General features: G+C 73.0%; 22 protein-coding genes. 21 read left to right on the forward strand and 1 reads right to left on the reverse strand.

Features of this window, described 5'->3' with window-relative positions; genetic code table 11:
- Position 1 precedes the first annotated feature (1 nt).
- Positions 2 to 1,057, reverse strand: coding sequence for a protein-glutamate methylesterase/protein-glutamine glutaminase (locus FZC61_RS19475; protein WP_246142802.1), 1,056 nt, complete (start codon positions 1,055 to 1,057; stop codon positions 2 to 4).
- Positions 1,058 to 1,158: 101 nt separating this feature from the next.
- Between FZC61_RS19475 and FZC61_RS19480 the strand changes: the two genes are divergently transcribed.
- The 21 genes from FZC61_RS19480 (at position 1,159) to FZC61_RS19580 (ending at position 16,621) form a co-directional block, all read left to right on the forward strand.
- Positions 1,159 to 2,061 carry a CheR family methyltransferase gene (locus FZC61_RS19480; protein ID WP_211357344.1) on the forward strand — a complete coding sequence of 301 codons (903 nt, stop codon included), beginning with the start codon at positions 1,159 to 1,161 and terminating at the stop codon, positions 2,059 to 2,061.
- A 1-nt stretch (position 2,062) separates the two neighbouring features.
- Complete coding sequence (locus FZC61_RS19485) at positions 2,063 to 2,446, forward strand: response regulator (protein ID WP_148615839.1); 384 nt, start codon at positions 2,063 to 2,065, stop codon at positions 2,444 to 2,446.
- Entirely contained in the window at positions 2,443 to 2,922 is a 480-nt protein-coding gene (locus FZC61_RS19490) for a chemotaxis protein CheX (RefSeq protein ID WP_148615840.1), read from the forward strand. The genes FZC61_RS19485 and FZC61_RS19490 overlap by 4 nt, the downstream gene beginning before the upstream one ends.
- Entirely contained in the window at positions 2,919 to 3,284 is a 366-nt protein-coding gene (locus FZC61_RS19495; protein WP_148615841.1) for a response regulator, read from the forward strand. The genes FZC61_RS19490 and FZC61_RS19495 overlap by 4 nt, the downstream gene beginning before the upstream one ends.
- Entirely contained in the window at positions 3,284 to 3,772 is a 489-nt protein-coding gene (locus FZC61_RS19500) for a hypothetical protein (RefSeq protein ID WP_148615842.1), read from the forward strand. The genes FZC61_RS19495 and FZC61_RS19500 overlap by 1 nt, the downstream gene beginning before the upstream one ends.
- Positions 3,773 to 3,933: 161 nt before the next feature.
- Positions 3,934 to 4,308: a flagellar basal body rod protein FlgB gene (gene flgB, locus FZC61_RS19505; RefSeq protein ID WP_246142803.1), complete on the forward strand. Its 375-nt coding sequence runs from the start codon at positions 3,934 to 3,936 to the stop codon at positions 4,306 to 4,308.
- Entirely contained in the window at positions 4,308 to 4,697 is a 390-nt protein-coding gene (locus FZC61_RS19510; protein WP_148615844.1) for a flagellar basal body rod protein FlgC, read from the forward strand. The genes flgB and FZC61_RS19510 overlap by 1 nt, the downstream gene beginning before the upstream one ends.
- Positions 4,697 to 5,020 carry a flagellar hook-basal body complex protein FliE gene (gene fliE, locus FZC61_RS19515; protein ID WP_148615845.1) on the forward strand — a complete coding sequence of 108 codons (324 nt, stop codon included), beginning with the start codon at positions 4,697 to 4,699 and terminating at the stop codon, positions 5,018 to 5,020. The genes FZC61_RS19510 and fliE overlap by 1 nt, the downstream gene beginning before the upstream one ends.
- On the forward strand, positions 5,020 to 6,621 hold the full coding sequence (gene fliF / locus FZC61_RS19520) for a flagellar basal-body MS-ring/collar protein FliF (protein ID WP_148615846.1): 1,602 nt from the start codon (positions 5,020 to 5,022) through the stop codon (positions 6,619 to 6,621). Before fliE ends, fliF begins: the two co-directional genes overlap by 1 nt.
- A 1-nt stretch (position 6,622) precedes the next feature.
- Entirely contained in the window at positions 6,623 to 7,648 is a 1,026-nt protein-coding gene (fliG, locus tag FZC61_RS19525; protein WP_148615847.1) for a flagellar motor switch protein FliG, read from the forward strand.
- Entirely contained in the window at positions 7,632 to 8,363 is a 732-nt protein-coding gene (locus FZC61_RS19530) for a FliH/SctL family protein (protein WP_148615848.1), read from the forward strand. The genes fliG and FZC61_RS19530 overlap by 17 nt, the downstream gene beginning before the upstream one ends.
- Entirely contained in the window at positions 8,360 to 9,709 is a 1,350-nt protein-coding gene (locus FZC61_RS19535) for a FliI/YscN family ATPase (protein ID WP_246142804.1), read from the forward strand. The genes FZC61_RS19530 and FZC61_RS19535 overlap by 4 nt, the downstream gene beginning before the upstream one ends.
- On the forward strand, positions 9,706 to 10,230 hold the full coding sequence (locus tag FZC61_RS19540) for a flagellar FliJ family protein (RefSeq protein WP_148615849.1): 525 nt from the start codon (positions 9,706 to 9,708) through the stop codon (positions 10,228 to 10,230). Before FZC61_RS19535 ends, FZC61_RS19540 begins: the two co-directional genes overlap by 4 nt.
- Positions 10,227 to 11,225 carry a lytic transglycosylase domain-containing protein gene (locus tag FZC61_RS19545; RefSeq protein WP_148615850.1) on the forward strand — a complete coding sequence of 333 codons (999 nt, stop codon included), beginning with the start codon at positions 10,227 to 10,229 and terminating at the stop codon, positions 11,223 to 11,225. Before FZC61_RS19540 ends, FZC61_RS19545 begins: the two co-directional genes overlap by 4 nt.
- A complete protein-coding gene (locus tag FZC61_RS19550; RefSeq protein ID WP_148615851.1) occupies positions 11,222 to 12,502 on the forward strand; it encodes a flagellar hook-length control protein FliK in 1,281 nt (426 codons plus the stop codon). The genes FZC61_RS19545 and FZC61_RS19550 overlap by 4 nt, the downstream gene beginning before the upstream one ends.
- 10 nt (positions 12,503 to 12,512) lie before the next feature.
- The gene (locus tag FZC61_RS19555) at positions 12,513 to 13,013 is read left to right on the forward strand and encodes a flagellar hook assembly protein FlgD (RefSeq protein ID WP_148615852.1); all 501 of its coding nucleotides are present in this window, start codon (positions 12,513 to 12,515) and stop codon (positions 13,011 to 13,013) included.
- Between the two features lie 84 nt (positions 13,014 to 13,097).
- The gene (locus tag FZC61_RS19560; RefSeq protein WP_148615853.1) at positions 13,098 to 13,952 is read left to right on the forward strand and encodes a flagellar hook-basal body complex protein; all 855 of its coding nucleotides are present in this window, start codon (positions 13,098 to 13,100) and stop codon (positions 13,950 to 13,952) included.
- Between the two features lie 136 nt (positions 13,953 to 14,088).
- On the forward strand, positions 14,089 to 14,409 hold the full coding sequence (locus FZC61_RS19565; protein ID WP_148615854.1) for a flagellar FlbD family protein: 321 nt from the start codon (positions 14,089 to 14,091) through the stop codon (positions 14,407 to 14,409).
- A complete protein-coding gene (locus tag FZC61_RS19570; protein ID WP_211357345.1) occupies positions 14,406 to 15,179 on the forward strand; it encodes a motility protein A in 774 nt (257 codons plus the stop codon). The genes FZC61_RS19565 and FZC61_RS19570 overlap by 4 nt, the downstream gene beginning before the upstream one ends.
- Positions 15,180 to 15,188: 9 nt before the next feature.
- Positions 15,189 to 16,184, forward strand: coding sequence for an OmpA/MotB family protein (locus FZC61_RS19575; RefSeq protein WP_170286190.1), 996 nt, complete (start codon positions 15,189 to 15,191; stop codon positions 16,182 to 16,184).
- Entirely contained in the window at positions 16,181 to 16,621 is a 441-nt protein-coding gene (locus FZC61_RS19580) for a flagellar basal body-associated FliL family protein (protein ID WP_148615856.1), read from the forward strand. Before FZC61_RS19575 ends, FZC61_RS19580 begins: the two co-directional genes overlap by 4 nt.
- The last annotated feature ends 108 nt before the right edge of the window (positions 16,622 to 16,729 follow it).

The raw sequence follows: 16,729 nt of genomic DNA on the forward strand, positions 1-16,729 counted from the left end.
CTCAGGCGCGGCTGGGGATCCGGGCGCAGAGCGCGTTGAGCCGCGAGGCGATCTGGTCCAAGGGCAGGACGTCGTGGGCGAGGCCGGCCGTGGCGACGGCACCGGGCATGCCCCACACGACCGAGCTGGCCTCGTCCTGGACGACCACGCGGCCCCCGGCCTCGACGACGGCACGGCAGCCGACGAGCCCGTCCTGGCCCATGCCGGTGAGCACGACGGCCAGGGTGCCGCTGCCGAAGCCGGCGGCGGCCGAGCGCAGCAGGGGGTCGGCCGCGGGTCGGCAGAAGTTCTCGCGAGGCCCCTGGTCGAGCTGCGCGCGGGCGCGGTCGCCGCGACGGCTCAGCCGGAGGTGGTAGTCGCCGGGGGCGATGAGCACCCGGCCGGCCTGCAGCGTCTCGCCGTCGGCCGCCTCGTGGACCGAGAGCGGCGAGATGCGGTCGAGGCGCTCGGCGAGCTGGGCGGTGAACACCGGGGGCATGTGCTGGGTGATCAGCACCGGCAGGGGGAACGTCGCCGGCAGCCCCGGGAGCACGCGCGACAGCGCGTCGGGTCCGCCGGTGGAGCAGGCGATCACCAGCACCTCGGGCGGCGCCGCAGCGGCAGGTGCGCGACGCGGGGGAGGAACAGGGCTGGTCGCGGCCGCGGCCACGCGTCGGGCGCCGGCCAGGGCCTTGACCCGCGGCACCAGGTCCTCCTGGACCTTCGCCATCGCGCCGGCGATGTCGCCGCTCCCGCTCGGCTTCGTCACGTAGTCCGAGGCGCCCTTGGACAGGGCGGCCAGGGTGGCGCTCGCGCCCCGCTCGGTCAGCGTGCTGAACATGATGATCGGCAGTCGGGGATGGGTCTCGCGGATCTTCTCCACGGCACCGAGCCCGTCGAGGCGCGGCATCTCGACGTCGAGCGTGACGACGTCGGGCTCGAGCCGGGTCACGGCCTCGATGGCCTCCAGGCCGTCGGACGCCGTGCCGATCACCTCGAGGTCCGGGTCACGCGACAAGACGGTGCTGATCAGGCGCCGCAGCACGGCAGAGTCGTCGACCACGAGCACTTTGATCACGTCGGGATGGTCGGCCCGCGCGACGTGCGCCTGAGGAGTACCGCCCAGATCCGGACCGATTTCTCCTCAGACGGCGTCACGGTGGACCGATCTGGTTCCTCGTGATCAGCCCGTCCAGCTTCGGCTTCGTCGCCGACTTCCTGCTCCGCGAGACCGCGATGGTCTGCGAGCCGGGCAAGGAGTACCTGGTGGAAGCCAGGCTCCTCCCGCTCGCCCGTGCGGCCGGTGTCGCAGACGTCGACAGGTATGTCGATCTCCTGCGCACCGACGCGGTCGAGCGCGGCCGAGCCGCCGATGCGCTCACCATCAACGAGACGTCCTGGTTCAGGGACCTCGCCCCGTACCAGGCGTTCACCGACGTCCTGCTGCCCCAGCTGCTCGCGGCCCGCCAGGACCGCCGCCACCTGGAGATCTGGTCGGCCGCGTGCTCGAGCGGCCAGGAGGCCTACAGCATCGCGATGCTGCTCGACGAGTCGCTGCCGCCCGGGTGGACCTACCGGATCCACGCGACCGACGTGTCGCCCACCATGCTCGAGCGCGTGCGCGCCGGGCGCTACTCGCAGGTCGAGATGAACCGCGGGATGCCCGCGAACCGCCTCGTGAAGTACTTCACGAGGGTGGGACGCGAGTGGGAGGTCTCGGCCGACCTGCGCCGCACGATCACCACCGAGAAGATCAACCTGGCGGCGCCCCTGCCGGGCATCGGTCTGTACGACTTCGTGCTGCTGCGCAACGTGCTCATCTACTTCGACGTCGACGTCAAGCGCGACATCCTGCGTCGGTTCCGCGCCCGCGTCGCCCCCGACGGGTTCCTGATGCTCGGGTCGACCGAGACCACCCTCGACCTGGACGACACCTGGATCCGCGAGGCGGCCGGTCGGGCCTGGGTCCACCGGCCGCGGCAACCCGCCGGCGTACGCCCTGCGACGGGCACGGCCACCGCCACGTCGCCGGCCACTCCCTCGACCAGTCACCCGACCAGACTCACCACCACAGGAGCTTGACGTGCACGCCCTCATCATCGACGACTCACGCACGATGCGATCGATCCTGCGTCGCATCGTGGTCGACCTCGGCTTCGACGTCACCGAGGCCGGCAACGGGCAGGAGGCGCTCACCGCGCTGGAGGACGGGCTCGAGCCCGACCTGTGCCTGATCGACTGGAACATGCCGCTCATGGACGGCTACACCTTCGTCACCCGCGTGCGCGCTGACCCGCGCTGGCGCAACATCACGCTGATGATGGTCACGACCGAGAGCGAGCACGGCCAGATCGTGCGTGCGCTCGCGGCCGGCGCCCACGAGTACGTCATCAAGCCGTTCACGGCTGACGCCATCGTCGAGAAGCTCGAGCTCCTCGGCCTCGCCGCCCAGGAGGTTCCCGCATGACCGTGCTGACCGAGCCCAGCTCCTTCGACGTCCAGGCGGTCGTCGACGAGGTGTGGACCACGTTCCTCGGCGGTGAGCCCCTGGTGCCCGTCGCGCCCGACTTCGACCCGGCCGGGACGTTCCCCGGCTCGCGGTGGGACGCCGCGGTCACCGTGAGCGGCGCCTGGCACGGTCTCATCGTGGTCAGCGTCAACGACGCCGTCGCCCACGCGGTGACCCAGGCCATGCTCGGCCTCGACGACGGCGACACCGCTGCGCACGAGGACGTCGTCGACGCCCTCGGCGAGCTGGTCAACGTGATCGGCGGCAACATCAAGAGCCTGATGGACGGCCCGAGCAAGCTGTCGCTCCCGCTCGTCGCCCAGGCACCCATCCAGGCCGGCGGCATCGTCGAGACCTGCCGGCTCGACCTCGCCTGGGGCTCGCACCGCGTGTGGGTCACCGTCGGCACCCGTGACGAAGGAGGCACCTCGTGAAGATCGTGGTCGTCGACGACAGCCGCGTCATGCGGCAGATCGTCATCAGGACCCTGCGCCAGGCCGGCGAGGGCGGGCACGACATCGTGGAGGCCGAGAACGGACGCGAGGCGCTCGATGCCGTGGAGACGCACTCGCCCGACCTCGTGCTGTCGGACTGGAACATGCCCGAGATGTCGGGCATCGACCTGCTCGACGCCCTGCGCTCGCGCGGCAACGCCGTCCCCTTCGGCTTCGTCACCTCCGAGGGCTCCGACGACATGCGGGCGCGCGCCGCGAGCTCGGGCGCCTCGTTCCTCATCGCCAAGCCGTTCACGCCCGAGGCCTTCGCCGACGCGATCGCCACCGTGAAGGTGGCGTGATGAACGCGGCCACCAGCCACCTGCCGGCGCCCAAGGAGGTGCGCGACCTGCTCGGCGACCTGCTCGACCGTCAGGTCGACCTGCGCCCCGGTCCGCCGTTCGGAGTCAGCCCGTCCTACCCGGCGAGCATCAGCACCTACATCGACGACTCCGTGATCGTGCGGGCCGTGGTGGCCTTCGACCTGCCGCTGACGGCCCACGTGGGTGCTGCGCTCGCCCTGGTCCCGGCGGCACAGGCCGCCGAGGCGGTCGGCGAGGGCCGGGTCACCGGTCCGATCGCCGAGAGCGTGCGCGAGGTGTTCAACATCTTCGCGTCCCTCTTCAACGCCCCCGGCGCCGCCCACCTGCGGCTGCACGCCTGCCAGGTCTCGGGGGAGCCGCTGCCCCAGGACGTGCGGGCGCGGACCCAGGTCCTCGGTCAGCGCTGCGACTTCCTCGTCAACGTCGGGGGCTACGGCTCCGGACGGATCGCCGTCGTGCTGCTGTAGCGAGCCGCGCCGACGAGCGACTGGTCCAGGCCGGTCGAGCCCGTCGGCAGAAACCTCTCAGGTCGTCGTGGCGACGACCGATGTCACCGGTGAGCACGGAGAGCTCGCCCCAAGATGCCGAAGGATCGGCCGCCCAACCCTTCATCGGAAGGTGCGCGTTCGTGTCCTCCCTCTCCGCTGCCTCGGACCCCGTCTCGGCGGTCCTCGGCTTCGCCCTCGACGGCCTGGCGGCGCGTCAGCGCACCATCGCCGACAACATCGCCAACATCGACACCCCCGGCTTCCGCTCGTCGTACGTCGACTTCGAGAGCGTGCTGCGCTCGGCCGTCGACGAGGGCGAGGGGGCCCCGGGGGTCCTGGCCGGCGCGGTGCCGCTGGCCGGCGCCAGCGACAGCCCCGTGGGGGCCAACGGCAACAACGTCGACCTGCGCAAGGAGACGCTGGCGGCGATGCAGTCGCAGTTCCAGTACCAGATGATCACGCGGGCGGTCAGCGACCGCTTCGAGCTCGTCCGCACGGTCGCAGGGGCCCAGTGATGGGGGCCTTCGACGCGCTGAACATCGCCGGCTCGGGGCTGGGCGCCCACCAGACCTGGCTCGACACGCTGGCCTACAACCTCGCCAACGTCAACACCGTCCGGTCGACGTCGCAGACGGCGTTCCAGGCGCAGATGGTCATGACGCAGGCCGTGCCCGGCGGCGGCGTCGACGTCACCGGCATCGCGCTCAGCGACCCCGAGGGCGTCGTGGTCAACAACCCCGACCACCCGCTGGCCGACGCCGACGGCAACGTGCGGATGCCCGCCATGGACATGGCCTCGCAGATGTCGCAGCTGATCATGGCCCAGCGCGGCTTCCAGGCCTCCTCGCAGGTCACGAAGTACGCGCAGGAGACCTACACCGCCGCCCTCGGGATCGGCCGCTGATGAGCGTCAACGGCATCGAGGCCCTCGGGGCCGCCGGCTTCACGCCGATGACCCCGCCGGTCGCCAGCGCGTCCGCGCCCACGACGGCCGCCGCCCCCAGCGTCGACTTCGGCAACCTCGTGCTCGACGGCCTCGACCGGCTCGACGGCGTCCAGCGCACGGCCGACCAGCTCGCGGTCCAGGCGGCCACCGGCAACCTCGCCAACCTGCACGACTACACGATCGCTGCCACCGAGGCGCAGGTGACCACGCAGATGACCGTCGCGGTCCGCAACAAGGCCGTCGAGGCGTTCAACGAGATCATGAGGATGCAGGTCGGCTGATGGCAGGCTCGTTCAGGGACACCGCGGGGCTGCGGCTCGCCGGCTACTCGCGCACCTTCTCCCAGTTCACCGTCGGCCAGAAGCTCGTCGCCGTGCTCGGCACCGCGGCCCTGCTGCTCGGCGGGTTCATGGTCTTCCGCTGGGCCTCCGCGCCGAGCATGGCCCCGCTCTACAGCGACCTGTCGGCCTCGGACGCCTCCGCGGTGGTCGACGAGCTCGACGCCCAGGGCGTGAAGTACGAGCTCGCCGACGGCGGCACGATGATCATGGTCCCGCGCGACGTCGTCTACCAGACCCGGATCGACCTCAGCGCCCAGGGGATCCCCGAGGGCAGCGACGGCGGCTACTCGCTGCTCGACAACCAGGGCCTGGCCACCTCCGACTTCCAGGAGCAGACCGACTTCAAGCGCGCGATGGAGGGCGAGCTCGCCAACACCATCGAGGCGATCGACGGCGTCGACACCGCGGTGGTGCACCTGGCGCTGCCGAAGAAGGAGGTCTTCTCCGACAGCCAGCAGCCCGCGACGGCCTCGGTGCTCGTCGACACCAAGCCCGGTGTCACCCTCGAGCAGCAGCAGGTGCAGGCCGTCGTCAACCTGGTCGCGGCCAGCGTCGAGGGTCTCGACCCCGGCAAGGTCACCGTCGCCGACTCCAGCGGAGCAGTGCTCTCGGCGCCCGGCGGCGAGAGCGGCGTGAGCTCGATGGCGCGCGACCAGCGCCAGGCCGCCGTCGAGACCGAGCTGCACGACCGACTCCAGGCGATGCTCGACCGGGTCGTCGGGCCGGGCAACTCCACCGTCCAGGTCACCGCCCAGCTCGACTTCGACTCCACCGACACCAAGACGACCGACTACCAGGTCGACAAGGCCAGCGGTCCGTCGTCCACCGCGACGAGCAAGGAGACCTACAAGGGTCCGGCCGGCAGCGGGGTGCCCGGAGGTGTCGTCGGACCCGACGGCCAGATGGACCCGACCGCCACGACGGGCAGCGGCAGCTCGGCGTACGTCAAGCAGCAGGAGACCGCGGACACCCCGGTCGACGTCGTGGAGGAGCGGCGTCAGACGCCGCCCGGCGCGATCAAGACCCTGCACGTGGGCGTCGCCCTCGACGCGGCCAGCACCCAGAACTACCTGCCGCAGGAGGTGCAGCAGCTCGTCGCCGACACGATCGGGATCGACAAGAAGCGCGGCGACACCGTCCGCGTCGCCCAGATGCCCTTCAACCGCAGCGTCGAGGACGCGGCCTCCTCCGAGCTGGCCACGGCCCGGGCCGCCGAGGCGAGCGCGGCGACGCGCGAGATGATCCGCACCGGTCTGATCGCCGCCCTGGTGATGCTGGTGGCCGGGATCGCCTGGCTCCGCGCCCGCAGCAGGGCCAAGGCCCGCCGCCAGGCCACGACGTACGTCGTGGAGCAGATCCGCCAGGAGAGCGCCAGCCGCGCCGCGGTCGCCGACCAGACCGCCCTGCTCGCGCTGGAGCAGAGCGAGCCGCAGGAGGTGTCCGAGGAGGACAAGCTGCGCGACGAGCTCGACGCCCTCATCGAGCGCCAACCCGACGACGTCGCCTCGCTGCTGCGCGGCTGGCTGACCGAGAGGGCCTGACATGTCGACGTCCCTGGCACCCACCCTCGCCACAGCCGGTGCCCGCAAGGCCGCGGTGCTGCTGGTGCAGCTCGGCCGGCAGCGTGCCGCCGCGATCCTCAGCCGCCTGGAGGAGCACGAGGTCGAGACCATCACGGCCGAGATCGCGCGCCTCGAGAACCTCTCCGTCAGCGAGAGCACCTCGGTCCTCACCGAGTTCCACGAGCTGATGGTCGCCCACGAGCACGTGCGCCGCGGCGGCCTGGGCTTCGCCCACCAGGTGCTCGAGCAGAGCCTCGGCAGCGAGCGGGCCGCCGAGATCATGCAGCGGCTCAACGCCGCCGCCGTCCAGATGCCGTTCCAGTTCCTGCACCAGGCCGACCCGGCCCAGGTGCGGTCCTTCATCGCCGACGAGCACCCGCAGGTCATCGCGCTCGTGCTCGCGCACATGACGCCCGACAAGGCCTCGCTGCTGCTGACCGGGCTGCCCCCGGCCCAGCAGGCCCAGGTGGCCCACCGGATCGCGGTCATGGACCGGACGTCCCCCGACATCGTGCGCAGCGTCGAGGGCATCCTCGAGCGCAAGCTCTCGTCGATGCTGCAGCCCGCGGACCTGTCGCGGGTGGGCGGTCTGGACCCGCTGGTCGACATCATCAACCGCTCCGACCGCTCCACCGAGCGTCAGATCATCGAGGGCCTCGAGTCCCTCGACCCCGCCCTGGCCGACGAGGTCAAGAGCCGGATGTTCATGTTCGAGAACATCACCACCCTCGACGACCGCTCGGTGCAGCAGGTGCTTCGCCAGGTCGAGGGCTCGCAGCTGGCGCTCGCGCTCAAGGGCGTGGCCGACCACGTGCGCGACAAGGTCACCCGCAACCTGTCCGCGCGAGCCGCGGAGAACCTCACCGAGGAGATCGAGCTGCTCGGCCCGGTGCGGCTCACGCAGGTCGAGGAGGCCCAGCAGGCCGTCATCCGCACGATCCGCGACCTCGAGGAGCGCGGCGAGATCCTGGTGCGCCGAGGAGGCGACAATGACTTCGTCGACTGACCTCCACGCCGACGCGCCGGTGCTCCCGGACCTGCTGTCGCTGCCCGCGGAGAAGACCACCCCGCCGACGGTGCTGGAGCCTCTGGCGACGCCCGAGCTGCGCGGCGGCGACTGGACGAGGTACGCCGGCGGCGGCGCCCTGGGCGACCGCGTCACCGAGCAGGCCCTGGGGGCCCTGGCCGACCGCGCCCTCGGCGCGGCCCGGGCGCGGGGCTACTCCATCGGCTGGGCGCAAGGACGCCAGCAGGCCGCGGCCGAGGCTCGCGAGGTCGCGCTGCAGGTCGCGCGGGACGCCGCCGAGGCGGAGGCCCGCCGCCGCGTCGAGCACGAGCAGGCCCTCGCGGCGCTCGTCCGCGCGGCCCAGGCGTTCCAGGAGAGTGCCGCCGAGGTGGCCTCGCGTCTGGAGGACCGTTGCCTCGACCTCGCCTACGAGCTCACCGAGGCCCTGGTCGGCCACCAGCTGCGCACCTCGCCCGAGCCGGTCGCCGACCTGGCCCGCCGAGTCCTGACCGTGCTCCCCGACGGTGTCGTCGCCCTCGTGCGGGTGCACCCGGCCCGGGCGCTCGAGCTGCGCGAGCACCTCGTGGCCACCGGTGCCACCGTCGTCGACGACGCCACCCTCGGTCCCGACGACGCGGTCGTCGAGACCTCGACGACCATGGTCGACCTGGCCATCGGCACCGCGCTCGAGCGCGTCCGCGGGGCCCTGTCGTGACGGCCCCGACGATCACCCTGGCCCTGGAGCAGCGGCTCGCCGAGGCGCGCTCCCGCGCGATCACCGCGACCCGCCCGACCCCGCGCGGTCGCGTCAGCGAGCTGCTCGGCCTGCACCTGCAGGTCGTCGGCCTGCGCGCCGCGGTCGGTGACCTGGTCGCCGTCGAGACGCCGTCGCAGGAGCAGGTGCTGGCCGAGGTCGTCGCCAGCAGCGCGGCCCGCGGCCTGACCTGCCTGCCCCTGAGCTCGGCCAACGGCCTCGAGGCCGGCCTCCCCGTGTGCCACACCGGCGGACCGCTGCGCATCCGCGTCGGTGAGGCGTTGCGCGGACGCGTGCTCGACGGCCTGGGCCGTCCGCTCGACGGCGGTCCGGCACTCGAGGACCTCCCGGGGCTCGAGCACGTCGCGGTCGAGCTCGAGGCGCCCGACGCCCTGGCCCGCCCCCGGATCGACACCCCGCTCGGCCTCGGGGTGCGTGCGCTCGACGCGCTCGTGCCGTGCGGTCGCGGCCAGCGCATCGGCATCATGGCCGGCTCCGGGGTCGGCAAGTCGAGCCTGCTCTCGATGATCGCCCGCGGCACCGACGCCGAGGTGTCGGTCATCGCGCTGGTCGGCGAGCGTGGTCGTGAGGTCCGCGAGTTCATCGAGCACGACCTCGGTCCCGAGGGCCTCGCGCGCTCGGTGGTCATCGTGGCGACGTCCGACGCGCCGCCCGTGGTGCGGCTGCGCGCCGCCTTCACCGCGACCCGCGTGGCGGAGTGGTTCCGCGACGCCGGTCGCGACGTCGTGCTGATGATGGACAGCCTGACCCGCGTCGCCATGGCCCAGCGCGAGATCGGGCTGTCGGCGGGGGAGCCGCCGGCCACCCGGGGCTACCCGCCGAGCGTGTTCGCGCTGATGCCGCGCCTGCTCGAGCGCGCGGGCACCTCGCCGCACGGCTCGATCACCGGGCTCTACACCGTCCTCGTGGAGGGCGACGACCTGCAGGACCCCGTCGGCGACACGGCCCGCTCCATCCTCGACGGGCACGTCGTGCTGACCCGCCGCCTGGCCACCGCCGGGCACTTCCCCAGCATCGACGTGCTCGAGTCGATCTCCCGCGTGACCAACGCGGTCACCACCTCGGAGCAGCGGGCCGACGCCGTACGGCTGCGGCGGATGATGGCGGCCCACCGGTCAGTGCGCGAGCTGGTCGAGATCGGCGCCTACGTCAGCGGCACCGACCTCGACGCGGACGCCGCGATCGCCCGGCTGCCGCGCATCGACGCCTTCCTGCGCCAGGACATGGACGACGCCACCACGACGGCCGACACCTGGGCCGCCCTGCACGACCTGGTGGCCCCGTGACGCGCCCGCACCCGGCCGACGCCGGTCTGCGCGCCGTGGCCCGGATCCGCGAGGTCCGCGAGCGCGACGGCCGGCTCGAGCTCGGCGAGGCCACCCAGGCCCAGGCCCGGGCCGCGGCGACCCTCGACGACCTCGAGCGGCGCCTGGCCGCCCCGGTGCCGGTGGACGGGGGAGCGGGGGGCTTCGCCGTGGCCCGGACCGCGCTGCTCGGCCTGCACGAGCCGCTGACCCTCGCCCGCGCCGACCTCAGGGACGCCGAGGCCCGCAGCCTCGACGCGCTCGCCCGCTGGCAGTCCGCCCGGTCACGGCTCGCCGCGGTCGAGGGACTGCTCCAGCGGCGGGCCGAGTACCGCGCCGAGGAGGCGCGCCGGGCCGAGACCCGCGAGCTCGACGACATCGCCGGACGCCTGCACGAGGCCGCGCGCCGCGTGGCCCACGACCGGCACGACACCCGCGACACCCACGACACCCGCGACACCCGCGACACCCGAGACACCCGCGACGAGGAGGCGACAGCATGAGCGTCACCGAGATCGCCGGGCGCATCAGCCAGATCCAGGCCCAGCTCTCGCTGCTCGCCCCGGTCCGCACCTCGTCGGCCGGCGCGTTCGCCACCGCCCTGCAGTCGGCGAGCGGCACGTCGCTGACCACGGACCCGACCACCACGGCCACGCTGGGCGCCGGGCAGGACACCGGCGTGGGGGCCGACCTGGGGTCGCGCGCCGTCGAGGAGGCCCGCACGTACCTCGGCATGCCCTACGTCTGGGGCGGCGACAGCCCCAGCGACGGGGGGATGGACTGCTCCGGCCTGGTCCAGCACGTCTACGGCGACCTCGGCATCGACCTGCCCCGCGTCTCGCGCGACCAGGCCCAGGCCGGCACCGCGGTGGCCTCGATGGCCGACGCCCGGCCGGGCGACCTGCTGGCCTGGGACAACTCCTCGCGCAACGTCGGCGCCGACCACATCGCCATCTACGTGGGCGACGGCAAGATGATTGAGGCGCCGCGCACCGGGCTCGACATCCGCCTGGTCGACGTCCCGTCGACCCCCGACTACATCCGCCGCGTGGCGCCCGACCCCGGCACCGCCGTCGGCGCGGCCACCAGCACGCGGCCCTCGGTGGCCGGCCTCGGCGACGTGCCGTTCCGGTCGCTGTTCGAGTCGGCCGGGCAGCGCTACGGCGTCGACCCGGTGCTGCTGTCGTCGGTCGCCCGCCAGGAGTCGGGCTTCGACCCGAGGGCCGTCAGCCACGCCGGCGCCCAGGGCCTCATGCAGCTCATGCCCGGGACGGCGGCCGGCCTCGGCGTGAGCGACCCGTTCGACCCCCCGCAGGCCGTCGACGGTGCTGCCCGCCTGCTGCGCCAGCTGCTCGACCGCTTCGACGGGCGGGTCGACCTGGCGCTGGCCGGCTACAACGCCGGGCCCGGTGCCGTCGACCGCTACCACGGCGTGCCGCCCTACCCGGAGACCCGCAACTACGTGCGCTCCGTGATGGCCATGATGGAGGCGGCATGAGCATCACGCCCGTGGCCGCGCCCACCCCGGCGACCCCGGCCGCCCCGGGCTCCGCCCCTCAGGCGGGGACGGGCACCGAGGGTGGCTCCGGCTTCGCCGACCTGGTCGCGACCCTGCTCGGCACCGACGCGGCCCCGACGCCCCAGGCCGCCGCGGTCACGACCGGACCGGCCACCGACGACGAGACCGCCGACCCGACGGCGCTCGCGCCCGACGCGACGGTGCTCGCCATGATGGTCGGCGCGACGCCGGTACCTGCGGTCCCGCCGGTGCTGCCGGCGCCGGACGCGCTGCCGTCGGCCCCGGCCACCGGCGGCCCGCAGGCGGTGGCCGCCGCGGGCGCGGCCTGTCCCGTGCCGGCGCAGGCCCCGTCGCAGGGTGTCGCCGACGCGGCCCAGGTCGCCGCGACGTCCGCGTCCACCCCGACCGCGGCCACGACTCCCGACACCGCGGCCGCCGCCACGACGGCGGCCTCCTCGGCCGCTCCCGCACCCACGGCAGCACCCACGCAGGCCCCGGCGACGGCACCCGCCGTCGTACCGCCTGCGGCCCCGGCCGGGTCGGGTGCCGCGGACACCGGGGCCGGGGACCACGGCCCGGACGACGAGCGTCAGGAGGCGGCCGCCCCGGCCGCGCCCGCGGCCCAGCCCGCGACCCAGCCCGCGACCCAGACCGCCGCCCAGACCGCGGCCCAGCCCCTGAACCCGACCGTGGCGAACGGGCCGGCCGCCGTCACGCCCACGGCCCCGCTCGTGGCGCCCGTCGTCGCCCACACGCCGCAGGTGCAGGCCGCCGCGCGCCACGTCGTCGAGGAGGTCGCACGACTCACCGAGGCGGCCGGCGCGGGGTCCCGCGTCGCGCACCAGGTGGTCCTGCGGCTCGACCCCGGCTCGCTGGGTGAGGTGCACGTACGGCTGCGGGTGCACGCCGGCGTCGTCAGCGTCCAGCTCAGCGCCGGGGACGCCGCGGTGCGGCAGTCGCTGTCGCACGACCTCGGCCGGCTGCGCGAGCTGCTCGGCCCCCGGGCCGACGACATGCGGGTCGTCGTGCAGGACCTGCCCGGCTCCGCTGCCGGCGACTCCGGCAGCACCACCCCTGGATCCTCCGACGGACGCCGGCCCGGGCAGCAGCCCGGCGACGCCTCGCCGGAGCACGGACGACCGACATGGATGTCGGACGTCACCCACGCCACGGATGGCGCGCGCACGGGGGTCCGCGGACCCACGTGCGCCGATCCGCGAGCGACGAGCCCTGACCGGCTCGACGTGAGCGTCTGAGGAGGACCTCATGTCCGTGTCCGCCACCGAGTCCGTGGGACCGGTCGGTCTGGGGGCGCTCGTGCCCACCACGAGCACACCCTCGTCCGACAAGGACATGTTCTTGAACCTGATGGTCGCGCAGCTGCGCTACCAGGACCCGATGAACCCGGCCGACAGCGGTGAGTTCCTCGCCCAGTCGGCGCAGTTCAACGCCCTGGAGAAGATGCAGGACGTCGCCGACCGCACCACGATGCTGCTCGGGGTCCAGCTGGCCTTCGGCGCCAGCTCACTGGTCGGGCGTCACGTCAGCTACACCCTCGCCGACGGCACCGTCGGCCAGGGCCAGGTCGACGGGGTCGACTTCGCCCCCGAGGGTCCGGTGCTCGACGTCGGCGGCGTCGACGTGCCGATCTCGCAGGTCCAGACCGTGACCAACGGCAGCAGCCCGGCCACGGACCCGGCCACCGACCCGGCCACCGACCCGGCCACCGACCCGGCCACTGACCCGGTCGCGCGAGGGTCTCGCTGACCCCAGCCCCACCCGCACGTCCCGCACGTCCCGCACCTCCCACGTCTCGGACATCCCACCCCACGTCCTGGAAGGACCACCACCATGCTTCGCTCGCTCTTCGCCGGCATCAGCGGCCTCCGCGTCAACCAGACCATGCTCGACGTGACCGGCAACAACATCGCCAACGCCAACACCGTGGGCTTCAAGACCAGCACCACCGTCTTCGAGGACACCCTGAGCCAGATGCTCACCGGCGGCTCGGGCGCGGGCGTCGGACGCGGCGGCACCAACCCGGTGCAGGTCGGCCTCGGCGTCCAGCTCGCCGCGATCACCAGCAACCTCGGCCAGGGCTCGGCCCAGCTCACCGGGCGCTCCACCGACCTGATGATCCAGGGCGACGGCATGTTCGTCGTCCAGACCGACGGCGAGGACCTCTACACCCGGGCCGGCGCGTTCACCTTCGACGAGACCGGCACCCTGGTGACCCCCTCGGGCGGGCGCGTGCAGGGCTACGCGCTCGACGCCACCGGTGCCCCGACCGGCGCACCGGGCAACGTCGTGCTCGACCCCACGCTGCTGACGCCGCCCGCGGCGCCGGGCACCAAGGTCACGTCGTTCAACTTCGCCAGCGACGGCACGCTGCGTGCGGTGCTCTCGGACGGGACCCAGCGCGACATGGCACGTCTCGCGATCGCGAACTTCAACAACCCCAACGGGCTGGAGCGGGTCGGGGAGACGTCGTTCCGGGCCTCGGCCAACTCCGGCACCGCCGACCTCGGAGTCCCGGCGCAGGACGGTCGCGGCACCATGACCGCCGGTGCGCTCGAGATGTCCAACGTCGACCTGGCCGCGGAGTTCACCAACCTGATCCTGGCCCAGCGCGGCTTCCAGGCCTCCTCGCGCGTCATCACGACCTCCGACCAGGTCCTGGAGGACCTGGTCAACATCAAGCGCTGATCCGTGCGTACCGGCGGGCCCTGAACCGGGTCCGTCGGTACGCCGGATTCTGCTCAGGTCGGTCCGCTCGGGGCCGATCACCAGCCTGACGGCCACGGACGGCTGTCCTCACCAGCGCATCAAGGACGGTGCCCCCATGATTCTCCTGACCCGACTCTCAGGGTCGATGTTCGCTCTCAACTCGGACCTGATCGAGCGCGTCGACTCCACCCCCGACACGGTGATCACGGTCGTCGGCGGCACCAAGTACGTCGTCGCGGAGAGCCTCGCCGAGATCGTCTCGACGGTGCGGGCCCACCGCGCCGAGATCCTGGCGCTCAGCGACGCGTTCGCCGCGACCATCGCCCAGGAGCCGATGTCCTCGGCTCCCGCCCGACGACCGGTGCTGTCGGTGATCCGGCAGCAGATGTCGGGCGAGCCCGCGTCGGCCGGTGCCGCGCCGGGGGAGACGCCGTGAAGAAGGACCTGGCCGCCATCATCGGCATCGGTGGTGGGTTCGTCGTGGTCGTCCTGGCCAACGTGCTGGAGGGCGGTCACCCGACCAGCCTGCTGCTGCTGCCGGCCCTGCTGCTGGTCTTCGGCACGACGATCCTCATCACGATCGCGGGCGGGACGATGGCCGACGCCAAGACGGCGGTCACCTCGCTCAAGCGTGCTTTCGCAGGCTCGGTGGCCCCGGCCTCCGAGGTCGTGCCCTCGATCGTCGCGCTGGCCGAGCGTGCTCGCCGCGAGGGCCTGCTGTCGCTGGAGGAGATGGTCCGCGAGCTCGACGACGAGTTCCTGGTCAAGGGCGTCACGTTCGCCATCGACGGCACGGACCCCGACGAGGTGCGCGACATCCTCGAGGCCGAGCTGTTCGCCAAGAAGCGGGCCGACAAGCAGGCGGCCAAGTTCTTCGCCGACGCCGGTGCCTATGCGCCGACCATCGGCATCATCGGCACCGTCATGGGCCTGGTCCACGTGCTCGAGAACCTCTCCGCCCCCGAGGAGCTGGGTCACCTGATCGCGGCCGCGTTCGTGGCGACGCTGTGGGGCGTCACCAGCGCCAACGTGATCTTCCTGCCGCTCGGCAACCGCCTCAAGCGGCTGGGCGAGCTCGAGGCGATGCGCATGGAGCTGGTCATCGAGGGCGTCGCCGCCATCCAGTCCGGCGCCAACCCGCGCGTCGTGGCCCAGAAGCTCACGTCGCTGCTGCCCGTGAGCCAGCAGCCGGCCAAGGCAGCCTGAGGGTGCGTGGTGTCGACACGACGCAGCTCCCGCCACGAGGAGCACGAGGAGCACGAGAACCACGAGCGGTGGCTGGTCACCTACGCCGACATGGTCACGCTGCTCATGGTGCTGTTCATCGTCATGTTCTCGATCAGCCAGGTCGACCAGCGCAAGTTCGCCGAGCTGCGCGACGGGCTCCAGGCGGGTTTCGGGTCGCAGGACTCGATCCTGCAGGGCACTCAGTCGATGAACCCCGATGTCGGGGTGGCGATGATCGCGCCGCAGCTGCAGCTCTCGGGCGCCGACGGTGAGATGCAGGCGCAGGTCGCGAAGGCGATCGACAAGGACCGTGCGCTGGAGCGCGACCGGCGTGAGGCCACCGCGCGCCGCGAGCTCGAGCGACTCGAGAAGCTGCGCGCGCGGCTCGAGCAGGCGCTGCGCCTGGCCGGCCTGGACGGCGACATGCGGGCGTCGTACGACGAGCGCGGGCTGGTGCTGAGCCTGGTGTCACGTCACGTGGTCTTCGAGAACGACCTGGCGGTCCTCACCCGGCGCGGGGCCCAGGTCGTCGACGCGATCGGCGCCGTGCTGGCGCGGGTGACCGACCCGCTCGAGGTCGACGGCCACACCAACCAGGTGCCGGTCAAGCCGCGCTACTACCCGACCGACTGGGACCTGTCCGCCGCCCGTGCGCTCACCGTCCTGGGTCGCTTCCAGTCGGTCTCCGGGCTGGCGGCCAAGCGCCTGTCCCTCTCGGCGTTCGGGCACACCCGGCCCCTGGTCGACCCCGCGCTGCCCCAGTCGCAGCGGATCAACAAACGGGTCGACGTCGTCGTCCGCTACGCGACCGACCGCGAGACCTCGGCGCTGATCCCGGGCCTGGCCCGCGCCGGTCGCGCTGGAAAGGTCGGCGGCGCCGACCTCCCCGGGCCGTCCGACGGTCCGGCTCCGACGGGGCCCGACGGCGTCAGCGCCGCCGCCGAGCCCGCCCTCCCCCCCGTCACGACAGGACCCACCTCATGACCACGATGACCGCAGACCCGAAGGCGAAGGCAACCGACGACGAGAAGAAGCCCGGATCCAAGAAGAAGCTGATCATCGTCGTCGTGGCCCTGCTGGCCGTGGCCGGCGGTGTCTACAACTTCGTGCTGCGCGACAAGGGCCCGGTCGAGCCCCAGGCGGGGGAGGTGCTGGTCATCGAGCCGATCCAGCTCAACCTCCAGGGCGGGCACTACCTGCGGGTCGGGCTGGCGCTGCAGCTGACGACGACGGCGGAGAAGCCCACCGACGGGAGCAAGGCGCTCGACGCCACCATCTCGCTGCTCAGCGGGCGCAGCGTGGAGGAGCTCGGCGTGGCCAAGGAGCGCGACAAGCTCAAGACCGAGCTGGAGAAGGAGCTGGAGGAGGCCTACGAGGGCACCGTGATGGGGGTGTACTTCACCGAGTTCGTCACCCAGTAGAGAAGCCCGGGCCGGGCGGAGGACCGGCCGGGACCAGTGCCGCCGTCGGCCGGACGGAAGATTTCCGGCCCGTATCTCTCAGGTCCACCCCGGCGACGCCGATCGGGG

This window comes from Nocardioides rubriscoriae (genome assembly GCF_008087085.1).
In the GTDB taxonomy this organism is placed as follows: Bacteria; Actinomycetota; Actinomycetes; order Propionibacteriales; family Nocardioidaceae; genus Nocardioides; species Nocardioides rubriscoriae.